Genomic DNA, 11,668 nt, shown 5'->3' with positions numbered 1-11,668 from the left:
TCGTAAAATTCTTTTCATCAAGAAGGATATATATTTCCTTTTTGTGCATTTTATAGCCTACATTTTCCCCAAGATGTAGGTTTTTTTTATTCTTAATTTTTGACCTTATAACCTTTAAATATTAAAAATAAAAAAAAGCCAAATGGCTTTTTTATGCAGTTTCAGGTTTTTTCAACTCTTGTTGAATATAAAGATTCATATAATATTGTTCAATATAATCATCAGCATAGTTGTTTGCTAAGGTCTTTGTTGCCACTTGTTCATGTTTTAAATAGCAGTTTGATTCAAGGTCTTTTTCAAGTACCCACCATTGACGGTTAATACGACGCACTTGAAACTTGTCACTTTTGTATTTTCTTTTAGCCATTTTCAAAAATTTGCTATGCAGTTGTTGAAAGAGAATTTCTACTGGAGTTAAGGACTCAAGTCAACAGATGAGAAGTTAATTGATTATTTTATGTAGGGTATTGTTTCTATCAATGCCTTGATGAGGCATTAAAATAGAAAAAGCTCTCCTGAAGAGAGCTTGGTTCTTGTTGACTAGTAAAAGATCTATTCCATTTTTAACGAGAAAGATTCTTTAAAAGTAATTTTAAACTTTCCATCATTTTTTCTAATTGCAGAGGGGTGATACCTTCGAATGATTGTTCAAGTACTACGCTGGTTAAATCGTTAATCTTATTGATCATTTCAGTACCTTTGTCTGTAAGTACTACGCGGGTGATTCGACCATCGGTCTGACAAGAATAAGTCTCAACCAAACCTTCATCTTTTAAACGATAAACAATCTTGGTGGTCGTCGACATTTTTGAAATTATCATATCTGAAAGTTCAGAAACACTCGCATGGGGCTTACTACTTAAAGCCAACATAATGCGTCGACGTGAGTTATCTAAACCATATTTTTTCAAAGCATTATCAATATTTTGTACATACTGAGCATGTACTTGAGTAATCCAATAATATGGAAAATCTTCAAGAGTAAAAGATTCTGTTGTAGGTAAAAAACGCGCATACTTCTTTGTCATTGACTTTTCCCCATACCTTGGTGGATCGCATTTCTGGTGAACTATCTTTAATAGTTGAAAAATATAGTTTCATCAAGCAAGTTATATCAGGACTTTACTTGGTGAGCAAAATTTATATAGCTAAATTTAACAATGACATGGTTTAAAGGACCTTGTCTTGATAAGTTTTTCTATACTTTGCACAAACTAAAAATACTCTTCTTCTATGGTCAAAGTTTGTTGAAAGTTAATGTGACTTGATGAGTCATAGTCATTAATTCCTTAAAATCTTTGAACAGATATACAAGATTGCATCTAGGCTTGCTTGATCGTTAATTGAACGATATTGGCTTACAAGCGCATCGTAGAAAAAAAATTATGATTTGAACGTGGCATTGAACGAGATAGTTTTTGTCTCTAAAGTCATAATTATGAAAAATTAAGACATTTAAATAATAAATATTTATAAATATCAATTATTTGTTTTGTTATGTGGTTTGTGAAATTTACCATACATTTAACATGAATCATCTATTATTTAGTGAAATAAAGTTGATTTATTTATTAAATTATTGATTGTTATATATAAAATTAAATAGCTGGTGGAATGGTTAACCTTTTATATTTAGCTTTTTTGTCTATAAATTATATTTTTAAGAGTTTTTGCTCATGTTGCATGCTACTCATCTTCTAAATCACAGATAGGTTCACTTTAACAATAAAGTTGGAAAAGGAAGTGCTAGCGCAGCTTATAGCAACAGTTATTTAGATTAAATTATGCGAGTAGCGTAAAGCGGGTAATTGAAAAGTTTTATTTGTTGAAACATATGAAGTGTAAAAAAGGGAGAATTTATATTCTCCCTTTTTTAATTATGCAGTGGTCACAATTTTTTCTGCTATTTTTTTCTTAACAATCGCATAGCTTATGCCTGTAACGATACTACCTGCTGCAATGGCAGCGAGATATAGCCAAGCATGGTTAATTGCATTTGGAATTAAAAGAACAAATACGCCGCCGTGAGGAGTAACTAATTCGCAATGGAATAAAGCAACAAGTGCTCCAGTTACAGCACCACCTAAAATACAAGTTGGAATAACACGCATTGGGTCTTTAGCTGCAAAGGGAATAGCACCCTCTGAAATAAAACATAAACCTAATACGAAAGCAGCTTTACCTGCATCTTTCTCTCCTGTACTAAATTTATTTTTAGCAATGAAAGTCGCAATGGCCATACCAATTGCAGGGACCATACCGCCCGCCATTGTTGCTGCCATTGGCATATATGTATTTGTTGTCAACAATCCCACAGTAAAAGCGTAGGCTGCCTTATTGATTGGACCGCCTAAATCTATACACATCATGCTTGCTAATATAATTCCCATTAACACAGCATTTGTTGTACCCATGTTATTTAAGAAATCTTTCATTAACTCGAAAATATGTGCTACAGGTTGTCCAACCACATAGAACATAATTAGACCAACAAATAATGTACCTAATAATGGAATAATTAAAATTGGTTTAAGTGCCTCTAAACTTGTAGGGAGTTTAAGTTTTTTAGCAATAAATAGTGCGATATAACCTGCAAGAAAACCTGAAACAATACCGCCTAAAAAACCTGCTTGTAGTTGAGAGGCGAGTAACCCTCCAATTAGACCAGGTGCAAGACCAGGGCGATCAGCAATTGAGTAGGCAATATAACCCGATAACATCGGGACCATAAGCATAAATGCGGCAGCGCCAATTTGTTTTAATATGGCGGGTAAGCTACCTGCTTGTTCAGCAGCATTTAGACCAAAGCATAAGGAGAGGGCAATTAACAGACCTCCAGCCACCACCATAGGCAACATAAAAGAAACACCAGTTAAGAGATGTTTATATACGCCAACTTTTTCGGTTTTATCTTTATTTTCTGTCGATGCTTGTTGTTTACCTTGTTCTAAAACTTGTGCATTGCTGATTGCTTCAGCAAAAACTTTATCTGTTTGCTTTAGAGCAAAGCCAGTACCACACCGATAAACACGCTTACCTACAAAACGGTCTGTGTTAACTTCAATGTCAGTGGCAAGAATCACAATGTCCGCTTCAGCAATAGCTTGAGCTGATAAAATATTTTTTGCACCAACGGAACCTTGTGTTTCTACTTCAATCTCATAACCAAGTTTTTCTGCGCCTTGTTGTAAAGCTTCGGCAGCCATAAAAGTATGTGCAACACCCGTAGGACACGCAGTGATTGCTACAAACTTTTTAGTAGTAGTTACTGCCAAGCTATTATCACTTAGCCAATCTTGAGCTGGCTTAAAGTGATCTAAGGCAGTTTGGAAAGCTGTGTGAGCATCATTTTTTATCTCTTCAATGCTAATGAAAGATAATGGATGTGTATCAAAACTATTAAGATCTTTCGGGCGTTGTCCAACAACAATAACTTGATCAAAGTTTTCACTTATTTCGAATTTATCAAGCGAAATAATGTTATTTGGATAACCCTGTTGGGATGCGACTTGTGCAAGTTTTCGAGCTAAAATCAAAGCATTGACTTGCTGTTGCGGACTATTAATGACAAATAATAAATGTTTAGCAGTTAGCATCAGATTCACTCAATGAATTGATTGTGGTTTGGGCTTTTAATTGGTTTAGCGTTTCGGCATTGGGAATACGAAAGCCAATTTGTGTGACAGCATGGCTTGCGATTGCGGTAGCAGTTTTTAATGTTTCTTCATCAGAGAAGCCATTTATTAAGCCATGAATCATACCAGCTAAAAGAGAGTCACCTGCACCAACAGTACTTTTAACTACTACTTTAGGAGCTTTGGCATGAAGTGGGTGAGTGTTGTGTAGCCAGTTTACACCGTCTTCGCCCATTGAAATAACGACATGTTCAATTTTAGCTAAGTTTTCAAAAAGCTTTTTTTGTTCAGCATAAGTCGCGGCAGGAAGCTGATAACTTTCTAGTAACTCATCTGTGTTTGGTTTGATCATCCATGGTTGGCATTCAATTGCAGCGACCAATGCTTTACCACTTGTATCAAGTGCAACTTTTTTCTCTTGCTGTTGAATGAGCTTAATAAGTTGCTGTAATTCATCAACACTAAAACCTTGTGGAAGGCTCCCGGCAATGGCAACTACATCTACTTGTGGCAAAATCATTTCGATTTTTTGAAAGAGGTTCTTTTTATCTAGTTCAGAAACTAGGAAACCTTTTCCATTTAAATCGGTCATACGCCCAGAATGTTCAGCAATTTTTATATTTTGACGAGTCTCGCCTTCAATATAAATAAACTCAGGTTGGAATTGAGCTTCTTTAAAATGATCATCAAAAATTTGTTTGTTTGTTGTTCCTAGAAAGCCAGAAACAATAACTTCATGCCCCAAATCTTTTAAAACTTGTGCAATATTTAATCCTTTGCCTGCTGCATGTATCTCTACAGATTCTTGGCGATTTACCTCGCCAACCTGTAACTCATTGAGTTGTATCGTTACATCAATTGCAGGATTTAAAGTAATTGTTAAAACTTTAGCCATTACTGTTCCTAATCTTTAGATTTCTTGTTCGGATAACTGACGTACAGCAGTGGCGCTCTCACATTCTAGTGCGCATTTTGCAAGCGCTTGAGCTTGGCTGTAGTTAAGTGTACGAATTTGGGCTTTTACTAAAGGAATACTATTTGGAGACATGCTGAGCTCATCTACGCCTAATCCCATAAGAATCGGTACAGCTTTTGGATCCGCTGCGAGTTCTCCGCATATACCCACCCATTTGCCATGTTTGTGTGCAGCTTTTACAGTGTGATCAATCAATTGCAAAATACTTGGGTGAAGGCCGTCTGCTTCAGCCGATAGGATAGGGTGACCACGGTCAATAGCTAAAGTATATTGGGTTAAGTCATTTGTTCCTATGCTGAAAAAGTCCACTTCTTGAGCAAGAATAGGAGCGAGTAAAGCAGCAGAAGGGACTTCTATCATAATACCAACTTGTAAGTCAGCGCATGGATGTGCAGCTTTAACTTCATCAAGAATAGCTTTGGCAGCACGCCATTCTTCCACACGGCCAATCATTGGAAACATGATTCGTAAAGGACGATCATCTGCGGCTTTAAGCAAAGCGATAAGTTGTTGACGTAACAGCTCTGGCTGTCTTAGCGTTAAACGAATACCTCTTAGACCTAAAAATGGATTTTCTTCTTCAGCAATTGGCAGGTAAGGAAGCGGTTTGTCACCACCTACATCAAGAGTACGTACTACAAGTGGGCGACCAGCAAGGGCATCTAGCACAACACGATAATCTGCTTCTTGGGTAGCTTCATTTGGAGCACTGCTATGAGCCATAAAAACAAGCTCTGTTCTAAGTAAGCCAATTGCTTCTGCGCCACATTCAACTGCATGAGCTGTAGCTTGAACTTTTCCTAAATTGGCAGCAACTTCGATTTGGTGTTGATCTTGGGTAATCGCAGGTTCTTGACTGTGACGTTCAGCCTCTTCACGAATTTTTTGTTGAAGCTCTCGTTCTTGTTTGGCTTGTTCGATTTGCTGGGTGTTAGGGTTTAATACAAAAGTTCCTGTATCTCCATTAATTAAAAGAGAACTCTTTTGTTCAATCTCTAGTACTTGATCACCAGCACCAACAATTGCAGGAATACCTAAAGCACGAGCAACAATAGCGCTATGTGCACTTGCACCGCCTACAGCTGTCAAAATGCCCGCTACTCGATCTTTATTAAGGCGAGCCACATCACTTGGGCCCACATCATACATGATCAAAATATAAGGTTCTTTAGGTTCCTCGATAATAACTTCACCACAGAGCTGTGCTAAAACCCGATCGCCAATATCACGTAAGTCTGTAGCACGCTCAGCCAATAAGCGGTCTGGTAAAGCTGCTTGCTCTTTAGCTGCTGCTTCAATATGTTCGTGCCAAGCAGCAGGAGCAGAAAGGTTTAAGTTAATCTTTTGATAAACACCATTAATAAGATCTGGGTCGTCTAGCATTTCCAAATGTGCTTGGAAAATTTGCTTAATTTCAGTTACTTCAGATTTTGCAATAACTTGGTGAATATTGTTTTTAACTGCGTGAAGAGCAATATCAAGTTTCTCTTTTTCTGCTTTAACGCTTAAACCCATACGTTCATATTGGTAAACCTTAGGTTTGATGACATGTACGGGGCCAAAAGCTAGACCACTAGAAGCTGGAATACCTGTATTTGTACTCAATGTTTTTGGCAATGATTTTACTGTTTGAGACGATTGAGCTTGGGTATCTGAAGATTGAATAGGTTCAACTTCTTCTCCTAAGCCTTCTTGCACGGCCTGAATAATTTTATCTAACGCTTCAACAGCATCTGTTTCTGGCTCGGCAATAAAACGTAAAGTCTGGCCACGTTTACATCCTAAAGCCAAGAGGCGCGTCAAACTTTTGGCCGAAACAAAATTACCATCGTCCACCGCGACCTGAATATCACCTTGAAAACTTTTAGTTAAGTTCACCAAATGAGTCGCTGGTCGAGCATGTAATCCATGGGCATTGGCTAATACAACCGAACGATGAGGCCAATCTGGAATAACATCTGCACCAATAATTTTAGCAATCTCATTTGGTGCTTGTGTTTGATCTAGCTGTGCAACTTGTTCTGGGTTAAATAAAATATCAATCAGTCGGTTAAATCTTTGACTATCTAACTGCTCATTAGCAGCAATACAGACGAGAGTATTTAGTTTTTGTCCATTTACATCTAAAGCATGGCGTGGTTTTACAATACTGATTGCTGGCTGTTGAACAAACTTACTGCTAGAAATAGACCAGATCTGGTCTTGTAACTGGATAACTTGATCTGGCTCAAGTGAGCTTAAAAAACCACATTTTACGAAATTATGTTTTTTGAGAATTTGAGAGGCTGACCACAATAAGTCTTCGATATCTTGAGATTCAATTTCAGTTTGAATTAAATTTTCATGCAGTGTTAAGGATAGGGGTTGAGCTTGTAATAGTTCAATAATTTGCTCAGGTTGCGACGCATTTTTTACTTGTTCACTTACATCCTGCATTAACGCTCTAGTTAATATTTGTAGTACTTGTAAATGTTCATCAGATTTTGCTGCAATAACAACAGCTAAATAAATCGTGTTTTCCCCATCCCAGATTATTCCTTCAGGGAAGTGAGCTAACCGAATACCTGTTTCTAAAATAAATTCACGAGATTGTGGCGTACCATGTGGAATAGCAATACCTTGGCCTAAATAGGTAGCGCTTTGTTGTTCACGATTGATGAGTCCTGTTATATATTCAGGCATAACTAACCCATCTTTTACTAATATATCTACTAGACACTGTAATGCATGCTTTTTATCAACAGCATGTTGATTCATATGAATATGTCGAGGCTCGAGTGCTAGCATACTTATCCTTGAACAATTTCTTAGGTTTTAACTAAAACAGAAAAAAAGAAGCTGTTTGTATTAAAATAGGTTGGTTTACCTGTTTTTAAACAACAGCTTCAGACAAATTACCATAGCAGAACTTTAAATTTATATCGACGTATTTACGTAAATAATGCTTATTAAAAATACAAAGGAATCACGACTTAATATATTTTAGTTTCTTATGGTAACTATAAATTTAATAAAGTTATTTTATAAAAAGGGGACTGCTAATAATAAAAAAACCTCTACACCGGATTACGGGCATAGAGGCAAAAACTAAATGATAGAATTTAAATTACTATTGAATTTCTTGCTCTAAGACTGACCACAGCTTTTGATGTGATTTTTTAAACATTAACATGTGGCCGATTGATTTATAGCCGAGTTTTGTCGGGTTCAGTTCTAGCATTTTAGTAGATGCATTCGGGTATAAACTTAATAAATCTGCAACGTTGTGTTGAGTCGCAATTTCATCATCACTTGCCCAAATTGAAGTAATAGGGCAAATAATTTCACTATGAAAGTCATGAAAAATAGTTTTACCAATAGCATTTTTCACATAGCCGGGTTGACTACAAAACTCTCTCCACTGTTGTGCGACTTTTTTAGGCAAGTTTTCACCCATTCCAATAAATTGAGTAGCACCATAGCCTTTTAAAGTACTCGAAATTGGAAAGATAACGTTAAACATGACAGGGGCTAGAAATTTTGTTTTACCTTTAAGTCCTTTTACATGGCCTGTAGAACCTGCTACCGCAACAACTTTTGCTACTTTATGAAAATTTGGCACAATCCCTAGCAGTTGCCCACCCGCACTATGGCCAAGAAGAGTAACTTTTTCTGCTTCGGCTTTTTCTAATAAAGTTTCAATTGCGCAAGGGATATCAAGCATTCCCCAATCATTAATACTCGCTGTACTTTGCTTTAGAGGCCCATGCAATGAATCTCCAATTCCACGGAAATCAAAACTTAATACATCATAGCCTTGCTGACTTAACCATGTAGCAAAAGAATGATAAAAGTTTTTGGTAATACCTGTTGCTGGACAAATCAAAACAGGATGTACCGATTTCTTTGATTGAGTTGGATAAAATTGTGCAGCAAGTTGATAACCATCTTCGCAGGTCATCCAAAATGATTCAAAAGTGTTATCCATAATATTACGTAATGATTAGCTTATTAATGACTTTAATTTACACGAGTTCCAAAACGATACTTGATTAAAATGTGACTATAAAGTCAAGATTTATGCTATACAGCTTTTTAAATTTTAATAAAACGAATAATTGGAAAAAAGATGGATTTACCGAAAGCTGTACAGTTAGCAATTGTGTTTAGTGGCATATTTTTATGGGTAGGAATGTTCACAGGGGTGTGGAAGTATTGGCAAATACGCCGTTCAGAGTTACATCGTGCCCACTATTATGTTGACATTGCTCATCGTAGTAGCTTGCTATATGCGGCTGCTAGTCTGATTCTTGCTGTATTAAGCTATTTTACTGTTTTAAATGAAAACGTTGCTTTGTGGTGTGTGTTAGCGAATATTTTCTTTTTTAGCTTTTCAATATTGGTTTATATCATACATGGATGTTTACAGGACACGACAAATCAATTCAAAACTCCCTATCGGTTGGGCAGATTTAATTTACCTTCGTGGATAATGTCTTTAATGATGGTGGGATTAATTGTGACTGAATTATTCGCTACAGCTATTTTAGTTATTGGAACAATTTTTTTATTTATAGGTGTATAAAAATGGATGATTACTCATCCATTTTTTAAGAATTCAAATTTTGTTGACTAAGACGTCTTTTAGCTAGTTTTCGCATCTTATGATCGACAAAGGCCCACACACAAAATATGAAAGAAACGACCATCGCATACATAAAGTATTCGGGTTTCAGATTTCCTTTAATCATACCTTGAAACAGTAAAGTCAGCATAAGAGCAAGTGGTGTTACTCCATAAACAACTGAATCTTTGCTGTTCAGAGTGTTAATGAAGACTTGTTTGTTGAAATGTAATGATAACATCTCCATCCCTCCTTGTGGTTGCGCTAAAACCTAATGTTTTAGTCAAGAATAAGTTTTAAGTTTAATGTTGTACTGCTATTTTTGATTCAGTTCAATAGCAAATAGAAAATTTTTTGAGCAGTTTTATAAAAACCTCTATATTTATAAAGGTTTAAGGTATTAAAAAAGTAAATGTTTAATATTTTTGTATGAAATACTTGTTCTTTTAGAAAAGAGAAATTATTTAAATGAAAAGTGTATTAATTTCTCTTTCCTGTGGTTTTGCTTTAGCTATTATATTTTTTTTAAAAAACTATCGATCGCATGTTGAGCAATTTCTGCATCTTCAAAAGATTGAACACCCGATACACCAATAGCACCTAAAATTTCACCTTCATAAATAATCGGTATTCCACCTTCTAACATACCTTGAGCACTAGGCATACTTAAGAAACCAAGACGCCCACTTTTTAGAAGTTCTTCGTAAAATTTTGACGGTCTACCTGATATTGAAGCGCATTTTGCTTTTTCTAGGCATAGGTGTGTAGTTAGAGGAGAAGCACCATCTAATCGTTTCATGAATAATAGAGAGCTTGTTTCATCAACAATCGCAATGCTGACTTTAAAGTTGTGTTCAATTGCATATTTTTGAGCTTCTTCCATTAAAAACTCTGCATCTGCTAATGTTAGGTAATATTTAGTTTTCATTGTTGCTCTTCTTTCCTGAGTAGCTAAAAATTATTTTAGTGTAATTTTACAGTAAAAATTAATTATATCTATAGTTGATTTGTCATTAAAAACTAGTGTGGAAATAAAATGCTGGTTGGGTAAACACAGCATTCTATTCAATATATAAAATCATGTTTGGATAAAACTCGATTTCAAAAAAGTCACTAGATTAAATGCTTTTGAATTTAACTTTGTCGATAATTACGGTAACTGCAAGAACAACTAAAGATGGGATCAACCAAGCTAAGTTTTGTTCATTTAATGGTAAATGCTGAAGGAATTCAGGTAAATAATTGCTGAAGCCTGCAACTTTAAGACCATCGATAATACCGAAAATTAAAGCAATACTTGTTACTGAACCGACAATGAAAGAAGGTTTATGCCAAAATTTCCAGAAGAAGCTCAGCATAATCACCACAATTGCTGGTGGGTAGATTGCACTTAAGACAGGTACTGAAATAGCAATCAGTTTAGTTAGGCCAAGATTCGAAATAATGAAAGAGAAACCAACTAAAATAAATACTAAAAGCTTATATGGTAATTTCGTTAACTGAGCAAAGTACTCACCACACGCACAAGTTAAGCCAATTGCTGTAACCATACATGCTAAAAAGATTAGTCCAGTTAAGAATAATGAACCCATATTTCCAAAAGCATGTTGTACATATGCATGTAAAATTACTGCGCCATTTGCTGCATTTGGTGCTACTTCATGGCTACCTAAACCTAATTTGAATAAGCTTAAATAAACTAAAGTAAGGCCAACACCTGAAATGAGACTGGCAATAATTGCATATTTGGTGACTAATTTTTTATCGGTAACGCCGCGAGAGTAAATCGCTTGAATAATAACGATACCAAATACTAGTGCACCTAACGTATCCATAGTGAGATAACCGTTTACGAAGCCCTCTGAAACCGGAGATGTGACGTAATGGTTGATCGGAGCTGGTACGTAACCCGCAGGAATCATCACTGCTGCAATACCTAAAATTGCTAAAGCAATAATTTTTAGTGGAGCAAGTACATGTCCTACAGTATCCAATAACTTGTTTGGATAAAGTGAAACTACAGTTACAAATGAAAAATAAATTGCGCTATAGATTAAAAGACTACTACTTGAGGTTCCAAAATAAGAGGAAAAACCAATTTCATAAGAAACAGTAGCTGTACGTGGGGTAGCAAATAGAGGGCCGACTGATAAATAACAAACAACAGTTAAAATCAGACTTGCTACTCGACCTAAAGGAGAGCTAATAATTTCAATGGAACCCTGCATACGAGAGAGTGCCATGATGGTAATTACAGGTAAGCCGACAGCCGTAATTAAAAAGCCTAGTGCAGCTAACCATACATGCTCACCAGCTTGTTGAGCAACGATGGGAGGAAAGATAATATTGCCAGCCCCAATAAAAAGGGCAAAGGTCATAAAACCTAAGGCAATAATATCTCCGGTACGAAGATGTTGCATAAATTAAAGTTAATAAAAAAAGAAGGAATTTTAG

General features: G+C 35.9%; 10 protein-coding genes. 1 reads left to right on the top strand and 9 read right to left on the bottom strand.

The annotated features are described in order from the left end of the window. Nucleotides 1-151 precede the first annotated feature (151 nt). The 6 genes from AC1PJP_RS01025 to AC1PJP_RS01000 form a co-directional block, all read right to left on the bottom strand. Complete coding sequence (locus AC1PJP_RS01025) at nt 152-367, bottom strand: hypothetical protein (protein WP_005306224.1); 216 nt, start codon at nt 365-367, stop codon at nt 152-154. Nucleotides 368-563: 196 nt separating this feature from the next. Continuing rightward, nucleotides 564-1,028, bottom strand: a complete 465-nt coding sequence (locus AC1PJP_RS01020) for a MarR family winged helix-turn-helix transcriptional regulator (RefSeq protein ID WP_004791909.1) — start codon at nt 1,026-1,028, stop codon at nt 564-566. An 849-nt stretch (nt 1,029-1,877) separates the two neighbouring features. Then, complete coding sequence (locus AC1PJP_RS01015; RefSeq protein ID WP_479766382.1) at nt 1,878-3,596, bottom strand: fructose-specific PTS transporter subunit EIIC; 1,719 nt, start codon at nt 3,594-3,596, stop codon at nt 1,878-1,880. Then, entirely contained in the window at nt 3,583-4,530 is a 948-nt protein-coding gene (gene pfkB / locus AC1PJP_RS01010; RefSeq protein ID WP_479766381.1) for a 1-phosphofructokinase, read from the bottom strand. The genes AC1PJP_RS01015 and pfkB overlap by 14 nt, the downstream gene beginning before the upstream one ends. Before the next feature lie 15 nt (nt 4,531-4,545). Continuing rightward, entirely contained in the window at nt 4,546-7,398 is a 2,853-nt protein-coding gene (gene ptsP / locus AC1PJP_RS01005) for a phosphoenolpyruvate--protein phosphotransferase (protein ID WP_479766380.1), read from the bottom strand. A gap of 322 nt (nt 7,399-7,720) precedes the next feature. Continuing rightward, the gene (locus AC1PJP_RS01000; RefSeq protein WP_479766379.1) at nt 7,721-8,578 is read right to left on the bottom strand and encodes an alpha/beta hydrolase family protein; all 858 of its coding nucleotides are present in this window, start codon (nt 8,576-8,578) and stop codon (nt 7,721-7,723) included. Between the two features lie 141 nt (nt 8,579-8,719). Here AC1PJP_RS01000 and AC1PJP_RS00995 point away from each other — a divergent pair, with 141 nt between their 5' ends. Continuing rightward, nucleotides 8,720-9,175 (top strand): hypothetical protein, encoded by a 456-nt coding sequence (locus AC1PJP_RS00995; protein ID WP_479766378.1) that lies wholly within the window; start codon nt 8,720-8,722, stop codon nt 9,173-9,175. Nucleotides 9,176-9,200: 25 nt separating this feature from the next. On the opposite strand, the gene AC1PJP_RS00990 is transcribed toward AC1PJP_RS00995, so the two are convergent. The 3 genes from AC1PJP_RS00990 to brnQ all read right to left on the bottom strand — a co-directional run bounded on the left by AC1PJP_RS00990 (nt 9,201) and on the right by brnQ (nt 11,634). Beyond that, nucleotides 9,201-9,455, bottom strand: a complete 255-nt coding sequence (locus tag AC1PJP_RS00990; RefSeq protein WP_004791919.1) for a hypothetical protein — start codon at nt 9,453-9,455, stop codon at nt 9,201-9,203. A 273-nt stretch (nt 9,456-9,728) separates the two neighbouring features. After that, a complete protein-coding gene (locus AC1PJP_RS00985) occupies nt 9,729-10,142 on the bottom strand; it encodes a GlcG/HbpS family heme-binding protein (RefSeq protein ID WP_151827509.1) in 414 nt (137 codons plus the stop codon). 190 nt (nt 10,143-10,332) lie between these two features. Beyond that, nucleotides 10,333-11,634: a branched-chain amino acid transport system II carrier protein gene (brnQ, locus tag AC1PJP_RS00980; RefSeq protein ID WP_049836864.1), complete on the bottom strand. Its 1,302-nt coding sequence runs from the start codon at nt 11,632-11,634 to the stop codon at nt 10,333-10,335. Nucleotides 11,635-11,668: the final 34 nt, after the last annotated feature.

Source organism: Acinetobacter sp. V116_7 (genome assembly GCF_056735735.1).
This window is presented reverse-complemented; position numbering and strand designations above follow the sequence as displayed.

What these genes read in the sequence shown, in the direction of transcription:
- AC1PJP_RS01025 (WP_005306224.1), bottom strand. Translation starts at nt 367, where the DNA reads ATGGCTAAAAGAAAATACAAAAGTGACAAGTTTCAAGTGCGTCGTATT.
- AC1PJP_RS01020 (WP_004791909.1), bottom strand. Translation starts at nt 1,028, where the DNA reads ATGACAAAGAAGTATGCGCGTTTTTTACCTACAACAGAATCTTTTACT.
- AC1PJP_RS01015 (WP_479766382.1), bottom strand. Translation starts at nt 3,596, where the DNA reads ATGCTAACTGCTAAACATTTATTATTTGTCATTAATAGTCCGCAACAG.
- pfkB (WP_479766381.1), bottom strand. Translation starts at nt 4,530, where the DNA reads ATGGCTAAAGTTTTAACAATTACTTTAAATCCTGCAATTGATGTAACG.
- ptsP (WP_479766380.1), bottom strand. Translation starts at nt 7,398, where the DNA reads ATGCTAGCACTCGAGCCTCGACATATTCATATGAATCAACATGCTGTT.
- AC1PJP_RS01000 (WP_479766379.1), bottom strand. Translation starts at nt 8,578, where the DNA reads ATGGATAACACTTTTGAATCATTTTGGATGACCTGCGAAGATGGTTAT.
- AC1PJP_RS00995 (WP_479766378.1), top strand. Translation starts at nt 8,720, where the DNA reads ATGGATTTACCGAAAGCTGTACAGTTAGCAATTGTGTTTAGTGGCATA.
- AC1PJP_RS00990 (WP_004791919.1), bottom strand. Translation starts at nt 9,455, where the DNA reads ATGTTATCATTACATTTCAACAAACAAGTCTTCATTAACACTCTGAAC.
- AC1PJP_RS00985 (WP_151827509.1), bottom strand. Translation starts at nt 10,142, where the DNA reads ATGAAAACTAAATATTACCTAACATTAGCAGATGCAGAGTTTTTAATG.
- brnQ (WP_049836864.1), bottom strand. Translation starts at nt 11,634, where the DNA reads ATGCAACATCTTCGTACCGGAGATATTATTGCCTTAGGTTTTATGACC.